Origin of the sequence: Moorella glycerini (assembly GCF_009735625.1) — a bacterium.
Classification (GTDB): domain Bacteria; phylum Bacillota; class DSM-521; order Neomoorellales; family Neomoorellaceae; genus Neomoorella; species Neomoorella glycerini.
Genome location: NZ_CP046244.1, coordinates 907,578 through 923,867 on the forward strand (window position 1 = coordinate 907,578; position 16,290 = coordinate 923,867).

General features: G+C 56.6%; 16 protein-coding genes and 2 pseudogenes. 2 read left to right on the forward strand and 16 right to left on the reverse strand.

Going from position 1 to position 16,290, the window contains the following annotated elements:
• Positions 1-59: 59 nt before the first annotated feature.
• The 9 genes and pseudogenes from MGLY_RS04330 to MGLY_RS04370 all read right to left on the reverse strand — a co-directional run.
• Positions 60-206 (reverse strand): hypothetical protein, encoded by a 147-nt coding sequence (locus MGLY_RS04330; protein ID WP_156272074.1) that lies wholly within the window; start codon positions 204-206, stop codon positions 60-62.
• Between the two features lie 139 nt (positions 207-345).
• Positions 346-1,644: a phenylacetate--CoA ligase family protein gene (locus tag MGLY_RS04335; protein ID WP_156272076.1), complete on the reverse strand. Its 1,299-nt coding sequence runs from the start codon at positions 1,642-1,644 to the stop codon at positions 346-348.
• Positions 1,622-3,136 (reverse strand): sodium:solute symporter family transporter, encoded by a 1,515-nt coding sequence (locus MGLY_RS04340; protein WP_156272078.1) that lies wholly within the window; start codon positions 3,134-3,136, stop codon positions 1,622-1,624. Before MGLY_RS04340 ends, MGLY_RS04335 begins: the two co-directional genes overlap by 23 nt.
• 79 nt (positions 3,137-3,215) lie before the next feature.
• The gene (locus MGLY_RS04345) at positions 3,216-4,067 is read right to left on the reverse strand and encodes a DNA-methyltransferase (protein WP_156272079.1); all 852 of its coding nucleotides are present in this window, start codon (positions 4,065-4,067) and stop codon (positions 3,216-3,218) included.
• 6 nt (positions 4,068-4,073) lie between these two features.
• Complete coding sequence (locus tag MGLY_RS04350; protein WP_156272081.1) at positions 4,074-4,514, reverse strand: hypothetical protein; 441 nt, start codon at positions 4,512-4,514, stop codon at positions 4,074-4,076.
• Positions 4,462-4,947, reverse strand: a complete 486-nt coding sequence (locus tag MGLY_RS04355) for a phosphoenolpyruvate-utilizing N-terminal domain-containing protein (RefSeq protein WP_156272082.1) — start codon at positions 4,945-4,947, stop codon at positions 4,462-4,464. Before MGLY_RS04355 ends, MGLY_RS04350 begins: the two co-directional genes overlap by 53 nt.
• Before the next feature lie 23 nt (positions 4,948-4,970).
• Positions 4,971-5,177: pseudogene (locus MGLY_RS04360) on the reverse strand (HPr family phosphocarrier protein); the annotation flags it as partial.
• A 393-nt stretch (positions 5,178-5,570) separates the two neighbouring features.
• The gene (locus MGLY_RS04365) at positions 5,571-5,816 is read right to left on the reverse strand and encodes a PTS sugar transporter subunit IIA (protein WP_170290917.1); all 246 of its coding nucleotides are present in this window, start codon (positions 5,814-5,816) and stop codon (positions 5,571-5,573) included.
• Between the two features lie 133 nt (positions 5,817-5,949).
• Positions 5,950-6,513, reverse strand: a pseudogene (locus tag MGLY_RS04370) (sigma 54-interacting transcriptional regulator); the annotation flags it as partial.
• Between the two features lie 161 nt (positions 6,514-6,674).
• Between MGLY_RS04370 and MGLY_RS18735 the strand changes: the two are divergent.
• A complete protein-coding gene (locus MGLY_RS18735) occupies positions 6,675-6,974 on the forward strand; it encodes a DUF6922 domain-containing protein (protein WP_422880102.1) in 300 nt (99 codons plus the stop codon).
• The gene (locus MGLY_RS04375; RefSeq protein WP_211662074.1) at positions 6,923-7,552 is read left to right on the forward strand and encodes a nucleotidyl transferase AbiEii/AbiGii toxin family protein; all 630 of its coding nucleotides are present in this window, start codon (positions 6,923-6,925) and stop codon (positions 7,550-7,552) included. The genes MGLY_RS18735 and MGLY_RS04375 overlap by 52 nt, the downstream gene beginning before the upstream one ends.
• A 214-nt stretch (positions 7,553-7,766) precedes the next feature.
• Here MGLY_RS04375 and argH read toward each other — a convergent pair whose 3' ends face one another.
• The 7 genes from argH to argC all read right to left on the reverse strand — a co-directional run bounded on the left by argH (position 7,767) and on the right by argC (position 16,257).
• Positions 7,767-9,170: an argininosuccinate lyase gene (gene argH, locus MGLY_RS04380; RefSeq protein ID WP_156272087.1), complete on the reverse strand. Its 1,404-nt coding sequence runs from the start codon at positions 9,168-9,170 to the stop codon at positions 7,767-7,769.
• 286 nt (positions 9,171-9,456) lie between these two features.
• Positions 9,457-10,758: an argininosuccinate synthase gene (locus MGLY_RS04385; RefSeq protein ID WP_156272089.1), complete on the reverse strand. Its 1,302-nt coding sequence runs from the start codon at positions 10,756-10,758 to the stop codon at positions 9,457-9,459.
• A 36-nt stretch (positions 10,759-10,794) separates the two neighbouring features.
• Positions 10,795-11,739 carry an ornithine carbamoyltransferase gene (gene argF / locus MGLY_RS04390; protein ID WP_156272091.1) on the reverse strand — a complete coding sequence of 315 codons (945 nt, stop codon included), beginning with the start codon at positions 11,737-11,739 and terminating at the stop codon, positions 10,795-10,797.
• Between the two features lie 34 nt (positions 11,740-11,773).
• On the reverse strand, positions 11,774-12,982 hold the full coding sequence (locus tag MGLY_RS04395) for an acetylornithine transaminase (protein ID WP_156272093.1): 1,209 nt from the start codon (positions 12,980-12,982) through the stop codon (positions 11,774-11,776).
• A 30-nt stretch (positions 12,983-13,012) separates the two neighbouring features.
• Positions 13,013-13,906, reverse strand: coding sequence for an acetylglutamate kinase (gene argB, locus MGLY_RS04400; RefSeq protein WP_156272095.1), 894 nt, complete (start codon positions 13,904-13,906; stop codon positions 13,013-13,015).
• 74 nt (positions 13,907-13,980) lie between these two features.
• On the reverse strand, positions 13,981-15,198 hold the full coding sequence (gene argJ, locus MGLY_RS04405) for a bifunctional glutamate N-acetyltransferase/amino-acid acetyltransferase ArgJ (RefSeq protein ID WP_156272097.1): 1,218 nt from the start codon (positions 15,196-15,198) through the stop codon (positions 13,981-13,983).
• Between the two features lie 18 nt (positions 15,199-15,216).
• Positions 15,217-16,257 (reverse strand): N-acetyl-gamma-glutamyl-phosphate reductase, encoded by a 1,041-nt coding sequence (gene argC / locus MGLY_RS04410; protein WP_156272099.1) that lies wholly within the window; start codon positions 16,255-16,257, stop codon positions 15,217-15,219.
• Positions 16,258-16,290 lie beyond the last annotated feature (33 nt).

Sequence of the window (16,290 nt, forward strand, 5' to 3'; positions counted from 1 at the left end):
CTAATCCGGACGAGTTAAAATTAAAACAGGCCGCCTTTTATCCGGCGGCTTAAATGAATTCACAGGTTCTCCCACTCCTGTTCGGCTTCCCAGATATCAAATTCACCCGCTTCAACAGGTTTTTTAACATACCCTTCACGGTGCTTGCGTTCCAATAATGAGATTTTTTGCTGCTGAAGGGCGACTTGAATCTGGATAGTACGCATGGAGTCGCCACCCTCTAACTTTATGGGGAATCTTTTCAACACCATAATACATAATTAATAATTTAGGCGTCAATAAGGCATTATGAAAATACCCAAATTGACACCTTAATTAACGAGGTGGCGATAAGGAACCATTAGCTCATTTCGGCCGCAGGTCCACCACCCGCCGGGCCTTGCCCTCGCTCCGGGGAATGCTGTGGGGCTCTACCAGGCGCACCCGGGCTTTGAGTTGCAGCACCGTATGCAGGCGGTCGACCACCTTTTCTTCCAGTTCCTCCAGCTGGCGGTAGCGGTCGCTGAAAAACTCCGGATCTACTTCCACCTGGATTTCCAGTTCATCCAGATAGTTGCGCCGGGTGACGATGAGCTGGTAGTGGGGCGACACCCCGCCGATTTCCATAAGGATGCTCTCCACCTGGGAGGGGAAAACGTTGACACCGCGGATTATAAGCATGTCGTCCGTACGGCCGGTGATCTTGGCCAGGCGCGCCGTGGTGCGGCCGCAGCGGCAGGGCTCAAAGTTCAGGGAGGAGATATCCCGGGTGCGGTAGCGCAGTACCGGCAGGGCCTCTTTGGTCAGGGTGGTAATGACCACCTCGCCCTTGACCCCCGGCGGGCAGGGCTCGCCCGTGGCCGGGTCCAGGATCTCCACCAGGAAGTGGTCTTCGGCCACGTGCTGGCCGTCCTGGTACTCGCACTCGCCGGAGACGCCCGGGCCCATGACTTCCGACAGGCCATAATTATCCGTGGCCAGCATCCCCCAGCGCCGCTCGATTTCCCGGAGCATCTCCCGGCTGGAGGCCTCGCCGCCAAACAGGCCCAGGCGCACGGGGAGTTCCCGCGGGTTCACACCTTCTTCTTCCGCCACCTCGGCCAGGTGCAGGACGTAGGACGGCGTACCCACCAGGACGGTGGTGCCAAAGTCCTGCATTAACATAATATGCCGCTTGGAGTTGCCGGCCGCAGCCGGTACCACCGTCGCCCCCACCCGCTCCAGGCCGTAGTGGAGGCCGAAACCGCCGGTGAAAAGGCCGTAGCCAAAGACTACCTGGGCGACATCCTCAGCAGTCACGCCGGCCAGGGAAACCATGCGCGCTACCAGATCCGTCCAGGTTTCCATATCCCGGCGGGTATAGCCCACCACCACCGGCTTGCCGGTAGTGCCGGAAGAAGCATGGAGGCGGACCACTTCCTTCAGGGGCACGGCGAAGAGGCCGTAGGGGTAATTCTGGCGAAAGTCCTCCTTGGTAGTCATGGGCAGCAAGCGGACATCCGCCAGGGTGCGGATATCCGATGGCCGGATACCCTTGGCATCCATAGCCTGGCGGTAAAAAGGCACCCGCTCGTAGACCCGGGCCACCGTTTCCTGGAGCCGGGCCAGTTGCAAAGTCTCAATCTCCGCCCGCGGGCGGCACTCATTTGCCGAATCCCAAATCATCAGTCACCATTCCTTTAGTTGTTGCCGTGCTCACCCTGCCATGGCCAAAGACCCTGGTTAAATGCTCCCGCGAAAAGGCCGGGGTGACCAGGCTCACCAGGGGTACCACACCCAGGGGAATAATCATGGCCAGGGAGCCAATTGTCGGGATAACGCTACCATCAAGGTGGTAATAGAAAGATAAGCCCAGAGATATAATAAGCCCGCTCAAAAGTCCCGCCCAGGCCCCGGCTTTAGTGGTGCGGGGCCAGTACAAACCGTACAGGTAGGGTGCCAGGAAGGCCCCGGCTACCGTCCCCCAGGACAGGGACATGAGGACCAGGATTATGGTGGGTTTTAAGGCAATGTATACTGACAGCCCGATAAAGAAGACGCATAAGAAACGCAGTAGAGCCATGACCGTGCGCCGTGAAACGTGAGGTACTGCCCCCTGGACCAGGTCGATAGCCACGGCCGAACTGGAGACCAGCACCAGGGAAGCCAGGGTGGACATGGAAGCCGCCAGCACCAGCAAGAGCAGGAGCAACCCCACCCAGGACGGCAGGTACTGGTTGATAATCTGGGGCATAACCAGGTCCGGGTTGGGCTTGCCATTAAGTAAGGGCATCTGGTTGTTGAAAAAAAGGCGGCCAAAGGCACCCGTGAAATAGGCGCCGGTGGCAATAATCAGGGCAAACAGGGTGGATACCACCGTGGCCGGCCAGATGGAACGCTCATCCTTAATGGCATAGAACTTCTGCACCATCTGGGGCAGGCCCCAGGGTCCCAGGCTGGTAAGGACCACCAGGGATAAAAGGGCAAACCAGTTGGGACCCGCCGGGGAAACCAGGCGGGGATTTATGGCCGCCAGGCGGCTGATGCCGGTGACCAGGCCGCCCACCGGCGGCGCGGTAATCACATAATATATCAGGACAAAAACGCCGCCGATCATAATCAAGCCCTGGATGAAATCTGTCAGGGTGACGGCGATATAACCGCCCAGGACCAGGTAGACGGCCGTCAGGGCGGCCATGGCGATGAGGGCGGTAGTAAAGTCAATCTGGAAAACCTGTTCAAATAGGTAGCTCAAACCCATATATACCGAGGCGGAATAGGGAACCAGGAAAATAAAGATTAACAGCGCCCCTACCGTCCGTAAAGCCGGGCTGTCATAACGCGCTGCCAGGAACTCGGGCATGGTCATAGCATTCAGGCGTACCGTCATTTCGCGGGTCGGCCGCGCCAGTACCTTCCAGGCCAGGAAACTACCGATAAAGGCATTGCCGATGACGATCCATAAATCCGAGAGGCCAAAACCCCAGCCTACCTTGCCGGCGTAGCCAATAAAAATAACGGCGGAGAAGTAGGTCGTCCCGTAGGCAAAGGCCGATATCCAGGGGCCCACGGTCCGGTTACCCAGGAAAAAGCCGCCGACATCCCGTGATTTCTTCAAGCTGTAAAAGCCAATAACGATAAGGATTGCAAAATATAAGCCCAAAATAAAAAACTTCATCCTGCCTTCCCCCCGTCCTGCCGTGAAGTTTAATGCCTTTACATATTCCACAACAAAGGCCAGAATCCTGCCGGGCCAGTTAAGTTTGGTTTATAAGGTTTTGCCCGGATGGCAAAGTTAATTGCCACGGTTGCTGGAACCTCCTTTTTATACCTTCGACGTATTTGGGGTTGATCTCGATCATAATGAAATTCCGTTTGAGGGCCTGCGCCACGTATCCCGTGGTCCCCACCCCGGCCATGGGATCAAGGACAACGTCACCTTCCCTGGTCGAAGTAAGGATTATGCGCCGCAACAGTTCCACCGGTTTTTGGGTTGAATGCAATTTCTTCCCCTTCCCATCCTTCACTCTCTCCGTCCCGTTACATATTGGTAGAACCCATATATTAGCAGCAACTTTACCTATCCCAAATTCTTTGGCCACTTTCTTATTAAAGGTGTATTTTTTAGCACTCCTGTCCTTCACGGCCCAGATCAGCGTCTCCGTGGCATTGGTAAATCTTACTCCCAGCCAGTTGGGCATGGGGTTAGTTTTGGCCCAGATAACATCGTTGAGGATCCAGTACCCCAGGTCCTGCATAATCTTACCGATCCGGAAAATACTATGGTAAGTAGCAATTACCCAGATGGTGGCCTGGGGCTTCATTACCCTCTTTATTTCAGTAAGAATCCGGTAGATGAATTCATCATACTCCGCAAAAGATCCAAACTTATCCCAATCATCATCAACACCTGCAACAACCGTATTTACCTTCCATCTTCTCAACTCTTTTTTAGGTAGCTGGAGAAAATATGGTGGATCCAGAAAGACTGTATCCACTGCCTCTGCCGGTAATTTCTTTAGCACCTCAAGGGCGTTACCCAGAATAACCCTGTTCGTTATCTCTGGCAGGGAATAATTCGCTATTTCCGGCCTATCGATGAGCACCATCCTTGATTACCATCCTGCATTGGCTTTTAGCATCTCAATTTCAACATGCTGGCGGCCAAATTCTCCTGCTAAAACATTTAAACGCCTTTCCATTTTTTGATGTTGAGATGTATTTTCGGCACGCAGGTTGGCCAACTCCTCTTTTACCGCCGCCATCTCCGCCTTAAGCTCGGCTACATCCGCTTTTACCGCCACCATTTCCGCCTTAAGCTCGGCTACATCTGCCTTGAGCAATACTATTTCACCCTTAATTGCGCCCACTTCCTGCTTCAGGTCGCTGACGGCATTAGCAGCCCATTGCATTTTTTCCTTAAGACAATCAACACCTTTCTCCAGAGCTGACAAGCGCCTTTCAAAGGCCTCTTCAAAAGCCTTTTGTCCTTCCAGGTTGGCTTTAACCATCGCCTGGATATTTTCCAGCATCAACAGGACTTTTTGTTCCTCCACTGTTACCCCTCCCATAAAATCTTATCATGGCAGCTAAAACCAGGCAAGAAAAAACGCACCCTGTCCAGGGTGCGAAGAATATTATTTGCTTAATGCTGCCCGTACTTCCCGCCTGCAGTTCGACAGGGATGAAGAGCTTGGAAGTAATCTGCGGAGCACCTTCCCGGAGTAACTGGCAGGCAGTCTCCAGCATGGCATTTACCCGCTGGTGCATTAAGGTCTCACCGATTTCTTGCCTTGTTTTGGCCGCCACCTCTTCCAGGTCCCTTTTAGCCCGGCCAAGGGCTTCCTCCAGCCGCGCCAGCTCGGTCTGAATTTCCTCAGGCCCCTCTAAAAACGGGCTATTGTTGTTTTCTTCTTCCCCAGGTTCCATTTCGATCATGTACACCGGCCCAATGCCTATTCCCGGCGTAGCGGCAATTCCTTTCAGCATACGGCCATCTCCTTTTTAAGCAGTTACCCTGCTAGCTCGACTTCGCCCAGGCCTGCCTGCACCAGTTCCACCAGGGTAGCCAGGGCCCGGTCGGCATCTTCACCTTCGGCGCGGATGACCAGTTCGGTGCCGCATTTGGCTCCCAGGCCCATCACCGCCAGGATGCTTTTACCGTTTGCCTCTTTACCGTCCCGCTGCAAGATAATATCTGCTGTAAAGCCGTTGGCCGCCTGGACAAATACTGCTGCCGGCCTGGCGTGTAAGCCGGAAGGATTCTTTAAGGATAACTCTGGCCTCTGGCATTAAGTCATCTTCTATCCTGAAAATCACTTCGCTCCAGGCTGGCATTGTTTATGCTCGCTCCCTGGTCCTCGCGGATCAGCCTACGGCTCAGCCTCGGGCTCGGGCGGGGTTCCCGGCCTATTCGGCATCCTTGCCTTTAGAATCCGACCTGCCGTCAAAGCAGCACCAGCAGGGGCTGAAAATAGCTCACTTGCTCCAGGTTAAATCTGGCTTAACCGGTTAAACCGGACCATCTCCCTACCATCACCGTTTACACTCCGATTAATGAACTATAGTATCATAAAGTAAAATTTAATACCAGCTATTTTCCCCGCCGTTTTTTAATATCTCCCCAATTCCGCCGCCGCCCGGTACATAGCCACAATACTTTCCGGGGCCACATGCGGGCCGATGTGGTTGGAGGGCGCCAGGATATAGCCGCCGCCGGGAGCCAGCTCCTGCAACATCGGCAGGTTAACACCGGTTACCACGGCCCTGTTGCCCGCAGTAACCATCTCCAGGGCTATATTGGCCGGGCTACCCCCGGCTACATCCACCAGGAGTAAAACCCCGTCGCCTTGATCCACTTCCGTAGCCAGTTCCCGGGCCTTTCCCGAAAGGTATCAATCTGTCGCCGGGATTTAAGGCCAGGGCCCGGACCTGTTCCTGGGTACCCAGAAGCATGGTTACTACATCCAGGATAGCCTCGCAGGCCAGGGGGCGCTCGGTCAGGGCCGGGATGTTGATCACTACCGGAAAACGCCGGTAAAAGGTGGCCAGTAAGGAAGAATGGGGGTCGGCAGTAGTAGCGCCGATAACCAGGGTGGTGCAGGAACGGTAGCTCCCGGTTTCTCCTAATCGCCGGTACTGGCCATTGTCCATTAAATAAAAGAGCATTTCCTGGCCTTCCGGGGGCAGGCGGTGGATCTCATCCAGGAAAAGGATACTCTTGTGAGCGGCATCTACCAGGCCGGGCTTTTCCTGGGTGGCCCCCGTGAAGGCGCCTTTAACATGGCCAAAAAGGTGGCTCATGAGCAGCTGGGGGTTGTGGGCATAATCGGCGCAGTTGAAGGAGACCAGCTGGGCCTGGCCGGTAACTCGCCCCAAAGTTTGGGCGTACCTGAACATAGTCCGGTCAAAAAGGGTTTTGCCGCTGCCGGTAGGGCCGATAAGGAGAGTATGCAGGCCGTGGGGTGGGTAAAGGAGGGCGGCCCGGGCCTGCTCCACGGCTACCTTGAGACTGAGATTCCAGCCTACCAGGCTGGTAAAGGGATTCATTTCGATTTCCTGGACTGCCGCCCTTCCGGTATCTTCCCAGCCATTTGAGGAAAAGTCACTGGTAAACTTTCACATCCCCGTAAAAAATGGTATAATTATCGTGGTGAAAAAGTTGAAAGAGAGCTAAAAGATTATCCTCAAGCTGGGGAAAGGGCAGGAGATACCCGTTGAGGTTACCGGCTTTTTTAAAAAAGTATTTTTGGGATGTGCCTTTTGACAGCCTGGATAGGCGGAATGAGTCATATTTTATCCTCGAGCGATTGCTGGAATATGGGGATACTAGAGCCATCCGGTGGGTTATGAGACAGTACAGGGAGGAAGAGCTCCTGGAAGTAATCAAGACGAGCCCTAGATTGTCCGCTAAAACCGGCAACTTCTGGCGTTGTTACTACCATTTGCAGGAGGATGACCTCAGGTGTTTACGTCCGCCCTCCCACCGCAGGGACAGGAGGCACTGGAATTATTAAGCTCTACCGGCTTGCTGCAAAATTTTTACCTGGCAGGCGGTACGGCCCTAGCCCTGCACCTTGGTCATCGCCTTTCGGAAGACCTGGATTTCTTTTCCCCTGGTACGGTGGATACCTTGATACTCAAGCAGAGACTCCAGGACCTGGGCAATTTTCAATTGCTAGAAGAAAAGTGGGGCACCCTGCACGGCATTTTTCAGGAAACTAAAGTCAGTTTTCTGTATTACCGGTATCCCCTCATCTTTCCCCTTGCTACGTTTAGGGGTTGCCCGGTGGCATCCCCTGAAGATATTGCCCCTATGAAAATAGAAGCCATCGCCTCGCGGGGCAGCAGGAAGGATTTTTATGACCTGTATTTTATTGCCCGGGAAATTGCCGACCTGCGCCAGTGCCTGGAATTTTACCGGCGTAAGTTTGCAGGGACCAACTTTAACTTGTATCACGTGCTGAAAAGCCTGACCTATTTTGCCGATGCAGAAAAAGAAAAAGAACCGGTGCTCCTGCGCCGGGTAAGCTGGAACCAGGTAAAAGAATATTTCGAGGAAGTAGTACCGCCTCTATTGACGGCTATAAACTAAAACCCCTACGTCGCCGCTCAAGCAATCGAAGTCTTCGATACTTGAAGGTGCTGAGGAGGAAGCTCCTGTTTTATATATCCGTACGGGAAAAGCGCCGTTACAAGCAAAAGTTTTACCTGGCCTGATAATAGAACTGGATAATATTTTTGAGTAGCCGTTCTGTAATAATTTAGAGATTTCCCAGCTAGGATAAGAAAAAAACCCGGACCTGTTATTAAAGTCCGGGCGCTATTATATTGCTGTAGATTCCTGCAAGAATCTTCCTGGCCCGTTCCAGGGCCTGTTGCACCGCGGCCGGGGAGGGGCCGCCGGGGAGGTCGCGGCCCTGGACGCAGGCTTCCAGGGTAATGCAGTCAAAGACGTCTTCCGCAAAATGAGGTGAAAAGGACTGCCACTCGGCCAGGGTGAGGTCCTGGAAGGACTTGCCCTGCTCCAGGCAGTGGAGGACCAGGCCCCCCACCACGGCGTGGGCCTCGCGGAAGGGCAAACCCTTACGCACTAGGTACTCGGCCACGTCAGTGGCGGTGGCAAACCCCCGGGCTGCCTCTTCCCGCATCCGCTCAACCCTGAATTTAGCCGTGGCCAGCATGGGGGTGAAAACCATAAGACACCCTTTGACCGTATCCAGGGCGTCAAAGAGGGCTTCTTTATCCTCCTGCAGGTCCTTGTTGTAGGCCAGGGGTAAACCTTTCAGGACCGCCAGCATACCCATGAGGTGGCCGTACACCCGGCCCGTCTTGCCCCGCACCAGCTCAGCCACGTCGGGGTTTTTCTTCTGGGGCATCATGCTGGAGCCGGTGCTGTAGGCGTCGTCCAGCTCGATAAAGCCGAATTCCTCGCTGGACCAGAGGATTATTTCTTCCGCCAGGCGGCTTAAATGCATCATAATGAGGGAAGCTGCCGCCAGGAATTCCACCACAAAATCGCGGTCGGCCACAGCATCCAGGGAGTTGGCGCTGATCTCTTTAAAGCCTAATTCCCGGGCCACCATCTCCCGGTCAATGGGGAGGGTCGTCCCGGCCAGGGCGCCAGCACCCAGGGGCATGACGTCCACCCGCTCCAGGCACCCGTCTAAACGCTCCTGGTCACGGTAGAACATTTCAAAGTAGGCCAGCAGGTGGTGGGCCAGGGTGACAGGCTGGGCCTTCTGCAGGTGGGTATAGCCGGGCATGATGGTGTGCAGGTGCTCAGCCGCCAGGTCCACCAGGACCTTTTGCAGGCCGGCCAGGAGCTTTTTGACTTCTGGAATTTCCTCTTTTAAATACAGGCGCAGGTCCAGGGCCACCTGGTCGTTGCGGCTGCGGGCCGTGTGCAGCTTTTTGCCGGCCGCGCCGATCCGTTCCGTGAGCAGCTTTTCGATGTTTATGTGGATGTCTTCGGCGCCCACATCAAAGGTTACCCGCCCGGCCTCAATGTCGGCCCGGATTTCCTCCAGGCCTTTGATAATGGCCTCGCCCTCGGCCGGGGTGATGAGCCCCACCGCTGCCAGCATCCGGGCATGGGCTATTGACCCGGCAATATCCTGCCGGTAAAGGCGCTGGTCGAAGCTGATGGAGGAATGGAAGTCCTCCACCAGCCGGTCGGTTGTCCTGGTAAAGCGTCCGCCCCAGAGCTTCATTGTAGTATTTTCTCCTTCAAGCAACCTTTTTGGCCGGGTATATCCCTCCACTGCTTGAGACACTACGGCCGACAGAACGACGGCTCGGTTCGGACCGTTGCCATGTCGCCTGTGGATTGCCCATGATCAGGCTTCTGGTTCCACAAACTTATATCCTTCTATGAGTTTCGTCTATTTCCTCTCAGAGGCACGCTCAGGCGTGCCTTAAGCGGCAGCAACGGTAACCTCACCTCGCCTGTTCTGTTACCGGCGCTTCGCGCCTCAAAAGCTCCGGGACATACCCTGCCTATCCGGTAACCTTCTGAACCGTTTCTTGCCTTAACCCCGCCTTCTGCTCCATCAATGCCCGGACCTTCAGGGGCAGGCCGAAGAGGTTGATAAAGCCGGTGGCATCCTTGTGGTCGTAATCACCGCCGGCACCGAAGGTCACCAGGTCCTCGCTGTAGATGGAGTAGGGTGATTTAACTCCTGCCGGAGTACAGTTGCCCTTATACAGCTTCATGCGCACGGTGCCGGTGACCGTTTCCTGGGTGCTGTCCACAAAGGCGTCCAGGGCCTTTTTCAGGGGCGAGAACCAGTTGCCGTCGTAGACCAGCTCGGCGTATTTGGCGGCCACTATTTCCTTGAAGTGCATGGTCATGCGATCCAGGGTCAGGTACTCCAGCTCCCGGTGGGCCAGGTAAAGAACGGTACCGCCGGGTGTTTCATAGACGCCCCGGGATTTCATGCCCACCAGGCGGTTTTCTACCATGTCGACGATGCCGACACCGTTGGCCGCCGCCAGGTCGTTCAATTTTTCTACGATGGTCACGGCGTCCAGCCTTTCACCGTCCACGGCCACCGGGATGCCCTTTTCAAAGTCGATAGTTACATAAGCCGGTTTATCCGGGGCCTGTTCCGGCGGGGTAATGATTAAATAGAGATCGTCCTGGGGTTCGTTCCAGGGGTTCTCCAGGTCGGCGCCTTCGTGGCTCAGGTGCCAGAGGTTGCGGTCCATGCTGTAGGGCCGGTCCTTGGTGACCGGTACCGGGATACCCCGGGCGGCGGCATAGTCAATAGCTTCTTCCCGGGAGCGGATACTCCACAGGCGCCAGGGGGCGATAACCTTTAAATTGGGGTTTAACGCTTTAACTCCTAATTCGAAGCGCACCTGGTCATTACCCTTGCCGGTGGCGCCGTGGGCCACGGCGGTGGCGCCTTCCTTCTCCGCCACCTCTACCAGGCATTTGGCAATGAGGGGCCGGGCAAAGGAGGTACCCAGCAGGTACTTGCCTTCATAAATGGCCCCGGCCTTTAGAGTTGGCCAGATGTACTCTTCGACAAACTCACGTTTTTTGTCGAGGATGTAAATCTTGGTCGCCCCGCTCTTGATGGCCTTTTCCTCCAGGGGCGCCAGTTCCTCGCCCTGGCCAAGATCAACGGCCATGGCAATAACTTCGTAGCCGTAGGTTTCTTTGAGCCAGGGGATAATAATGGAAGTATCCAGCCCGCCGGAATAGGCGAGGACTACCTTTTCCGCCACAGGAAAGACTCCTTTCGCTTTAATTGTAGCGCAACAAAACCAGGCGGGTTGGCCGCCTGCCTGCATTCTGGCCGTCCTTACCCGCTTGGGCCCTTCCCTGCTTCAACCCATCAGGGCTGCCATAATAGCCTTGTGCGCGTGGAGGCGGTTTTCGGCTTCGTCAAAGACGGCCGACTGGGGACCGTCGATCACTTCGTCGGTAATCTCTTCGCCCCGGTGGGCCGGCAGGCAGTGCATGACCATGGCGTCAGGTTTGGCCAGTTTTAATAGTTCGCTGTTAAGCTGGTATTTCTGGAAAGCCTGGCGCCGCTTTTCCGCCTCGGCTTCCTGGCCCATGCTGGCCCAGACATCGGTATAAAGGATATCGGCGCCCTCCACTGCTTCCCGGACATTATTGGTAACGGCTATCTGGCAGCCGTTATAGGCGGCTATGCGCCGGGCTTCTTCTACTACCTGGGGCAGGGGTTCATAGCCAGAAGGGCAGGCGATGGTAACATTGAGGCCTACTTTGGCGCCGCCGTACATGAGGGAATGGGCGACGTTATTGCCGTCACCGATAAAGGTGAGGTTTAAACCCTTAAGCTTCCCCTTCCACTCGCGGATGGTCATGATGTCCGCCAGGGCCTGGGTGGGATGGAGAAAATCGGTCAGGCCGTTGATGACGGGAATGGTAGCGTGGGCCGCCAGTTCCTCCACCTCCTGGTGGGAATAGGTGCGGATCATAATGCCATCCAGGTAACGGGACAGGACCCGGGCCGTATCGGCAATGGTTTCTCCCCGTCCCAGCTGCAGGTCGTCCTTGGTCAGGAAAAGGGGATAGCCGCCCAGCTGGTACATGCCCACCTCAAAGGATACCCGGGTGCGGGTGGAACGCTTGGTAAAGATCATACCCAGGGTTTTGCCGGCAAGTATTGGGTGGGGCTCCCCCTTTTTGAGTTTGGCCTTGAGCTCGGCGGCCAGGTCCAGGAGGTAAAAGATTTCCTCAGTGGTAAAATCCTTCAGGGAGATGAAGTCGCGGCCTTTGAGGCCCTTTGCCAGGTCGTTCATTAAATGCATCTCCTTTCTATTAAACCCTGTCTCCTTAATTCGCTCCTTGCCCCAAAACTTCCTGTAAGGCGTCCTTTAAAATAACTATGGCCTGGTCGATTTCGTCCTTACTAATAGTCAGGGGGGGCAGGAAACGCAGGACGTGGCCGTGGAGGGAATTGATTAATAAACCCCGCTCCCGGCAGGCAGCCACCACGGCATCAGCCGGGCCGTCAATTTCTATTCCCAGCAGCAAGCCGCGGCCCCTTACTTCTGTTAACTGGGGAAATTCCCGGGCCAGCCTCTCCAACTCCTGGTAGAAATATTCTCCCAGGACCCGGGCATTTTCCACCAGGCCCTCTTCCAGCAGGGCCTTAAAGGCGGCCACCCCGGCGGCCGTAGCCAGGGGATTACCGCCAAAGGTGGAGGCATGGTCCCCGGGGCCAAAGGCAGCGGCTACCTTTTCTTTGGCCAGCATGGCGCCGATGGGCACCCCGCCGGCCAGGGCCTTGGCCAGGGTCATAATGTCGGGCTCCACCCCATAATACTGGTAGGCGAAGAGATAGCCCGTCCGGCCCAGGCCACACTGCACTTCATCAAAGATAAGTAAAAGTCCTTCATCGTCGCAGAGGGCCCGCACCGCCTGGAGGTAATCTTTATTGGCCGCGTAGACGCCACCTTCCCCCTGGACCGGTTCCAGCATGACGGCGCAGGTCCGGGGACCTACCGCTGCCCGCAGGCTGGCAAGGTCATTGAAGGGGACGTATTTAAAGCCTGCCGGCAGGGGAGCAAAACCGCGGTGGAATTTCTCCTGGCCGGTGGCCGTCAGGGTAGCCAGGGTACGGCCGTGGAAGGAACGGCGCATGGTAATAATCTCGTAGCTTTCCGGCCCCCGGTGTTCCTTGGCATACTTGCGGGCAAGTTTAATGGCCGCTTCATTGGCCTCCGCGCCGCTGTTGCAGAAAAAGACTTTATCCAGGGCTGAATTTTCCACCAGCAATTGCGCCAGCTCAACCTGGGGCTCAATCCAGTAAAGGTTAGAGCAGTGGATGAGCTTCCCCGCCTGCTCCCGGATGGCCGCCACTACCCGGGGGTGGCAGTGCCCCAGGGAGTTAACTGCCAGGCCACCCACAAAGTCCAGGTACTCCCGGCCGTCGGCATCCCAGACCCGGGCTCCCTCACCCCGCACCAGGGCCAGGGGGTAGCGCCCGTAGGTACGCATCACATATTTTTCCCCCAGAGCGATAAGAGCCGCATTATCCATTTCCGGCACCTCCTGCCTTCGACTTTCGTCTTATCCCGGTACTACCATGGTCCCTACCCCGGTATCGGTGAATATCTCCAGCAAAATAGAGTGGGGTATGCGCCCGTCAATAATATGGGTTTTCTTAACGCCGCCCTCCAGGGCGCGGATGCAGCAGTTGACCTTGGGGATCATGCCACCGGCAATAACGCCCTGCCGGATGAGTTCCGGCACCCGGCCAACCTCCAGGGCGGAAATTAAAGAGCCGGGATCATTGCGGTCCGCTAAAATCCCCTCCACATCCGTCAGGAGGACCAGTTTATCAGCCTTCAGGGCTACGGCCAGTTCTCCCGCCACCAGGTCGGCGTTGATATTATAGCTTTCACCCTCCGGGCCCACGCCGATGGGGGCCACCACGGGGATGTAACCTTCGGTGATGACGGTTTCAATAATACCGGGATTAATCCTTTCCACCCGGCCGACAAAGCCCAGGTCCAGCTCAACCTCCGCTCCATCTTCCTGCTGGATATGGGTCAGCTGCTTCCTGGCTTCAATGAGATGGCCGTCTTTACCGCAGAGGCCGATGGCCTTGCCGCCGTAACGGTGGATATTGGTGACAATTTCTTTATTAATCTTCCCCACCAGGACCATTTCCACAATCTCCATGGTTTCGGCGTCGGTAACCCGCTGGCCCTGGATAAACTGCGACTGCTTGCCCAGGCGCTTGAGCATGCCGGTAATTTCCGGCCCCCCGCCATGGACAATCACCGGCCGCATGCCCACCAGGTGCATGAGGACGGCGTCCTGCATCACAGCCCTTTTCAGGTCGCAGTTGGTCATGGCATGGCCGCCATACTTGATCACTACCGTTTTGCCATAGAACTGGCGGATATAGGGCAGGGCCTCGATAAGAATTTCTGTTTTTTCCAGGGGTGAAAGGGGCATCTTGCGTTCCCTCCATGTGCGAGCCCCTTACCGGGACTTTTCTACGGGACCAGCAGGGGATGAATATACCTCTATTAAGTTCGGTAGGAAGCATTGATCTTCACATAGTCATAGGTCAGGTCGCAACCCCAGGCGGTGGCTGCGGCCGTTCCCTGTTTTAAATCCAGGGTAATGGTGATTTCCTCTTCCCGTAAGATGGCCGCCGCCTTCTCTTCACAAAATGGCAGGGGCTCGCCGTCCATGGCCATCTGCTCGCAGCCGGCCCGGCTGGCCAGGTAAATGTCCACTCTCTCCGGGTCGATCTCTGCCCCGGAGTAACCGGCGGCGCAGATAATGCGGCCCCAGTTGGCATCGGCGCCAAAGATAGCGCTCTTCACGAGATTCGAGCCGGCCACGGCCCGGGCAACCAGGCGGGCTTCCGCCTCGCTGGCCGCCCGCCGCACTTCCACAGTGATGAGTTTGGTCGCTCCCTCACCATCCCGGGCAATCAGGCGGGCAAGCTCGCGGCAGACGTACTCCAGGCCGGCGCGGAAGGCGGCGTGATCTTCAATGGTCAGGGGGGCGTTGCCGGCGCAGCCGTTGGCCAGGATAACGGCCATATCGTTGGTGCTGGTGTCGCCGTCTACCGTTACCATATTGAAGGTGCGGTCCACCACTGCCCGCAGGGCCTGGTCCAGGTCACGCTGCTCCATGGCAACATCGGTGGTTAAAAAGCAGAGCATGGTTCCCATGTTGGGGTGGATCATGCCGGAACCCTTGGCTATGCCGGCGATGGTTACCGTCGCCCCCCCCAGGGGCAGCTGGACGGCAATTTCCTTCTTCCTGGTGTCGGTAGTCATAATGGCCGCCGCCGCATCGCTGCCGCCATCTAGTGCCAGCTTTTCTGCCGCTGCCCGGATGCCGGCGCTGATCTTCTCCATGGGTAGGGGCACACCGATAACGCCGGTGGAAGCCACCACCACCTGCCAGGGTTCGCAGCCGGTGGCTTCAGCCGTAATAACTGCCATTTCCCGGGCGTCCCGGTAACCTCGCTCCCCGGTGCAGGCGTTGGCATTGCCGCTGTTGCAGACAATGGCCCGGGCTATGCCAGTTTTGAGATGCTCTTTAGTAACTATCAGGGGTGCTGCCTTGACGCGATTCCTGGTATAGACGGCTGCTGCCGCCGCCGGTACTTCGCTGACAATCAGGGCCAGGTCCTTCTTTTCCTTTTTTAAGCCGGCATGGACGCCGGCGGCCACAAAACCCCGGGGGGCGGTAACGCCGCCGGTAACCGGCTGGATGTCTTCAGTCATTTCTTCCTTCCTCCGTATTTAAGGACATAGTCCCGGTGTGGCCAGGGCCATGGTTTCCGGGAAACCGCACATGAGGTTGAAGTTTTGCACCGCCTGGCCGGCAGCGCCTTTGGTCAGGTTGTCAATGGCGCTGGCGACTACCACCCGGCCGGTGCGGCCGTCCACCGCCAGGTTGATATAGCAATTGTTGCTGCCGTAGACCCAGCGGGTATGGGGCCACCTGCCGGGCGGCAGGAGATGGACAAAGGGTTCCCCGGCGTAAAAATCCTGGTAAACCTGCCGGAGTTCTGCTTCCGTTGCCGTGCGGGCCAGGGTGGCATACATGGTGCTTAAAATTCCCCTGCTGATGGGCAGCAGGTGAGGGGTAAAGGATACCTTAACCTCCATCCCGGCGAGGGCGCTCAGTTCCTGCTCGATCTCCGGGGTGTGGCGGTGGCCGGCCACGCCGTAGGGGTTAATATTTTCATTGCACTCCACAAACAGGCTGGTAACTTTGGCCTCCCGGCCGGCCCCGGACACGCCTGATTTGGCATCGATAATAATGGTTGCCGGGTCGATATAACCGGCCTTGAGCAGGGGTGCCAGGCCCAGGATGACGCTGGTGGGGTAGCAGCCGGGGTTGGCGACCACTCGCGCCCGGCGGACGGCTTCCCGATAAATCTCAGGCAGGCCGTAAACGGCGTGCGCTGCCAGTTCAGGGTTAGCGTGGGGGACTTTATACCATTCCTCGTAAGTTTTGGCCTCCCGGAAGCGCAGGTCGGCTCCCAGGTCGATGACCCTGACGCCTTTCTCCAGGGCCCGGGCGGCCACCGGCACGGCGTGGCCGTGGGGCAGGGCGATGAAGACTACTTCCGTCCGTTCCAGGACCTCTTCCGGGGTTAGATCTTCACAGGGAAGGTTTGTATAACCAGTAAGGGCCGGGTAAACGGCCGCCATATCCTCACCGGCATAACTCCGCGAGGTAAGGGCCACCACCTCTACTTGCGGGTGCCGGCTTAAGATGCGCACCAGTTCGGCACCGGTATACCCGGTGGCGCCGATAATGCCCGCTTTGATCAATAGTGGGAACCTCCTTGCTCTGGTGTTATAATT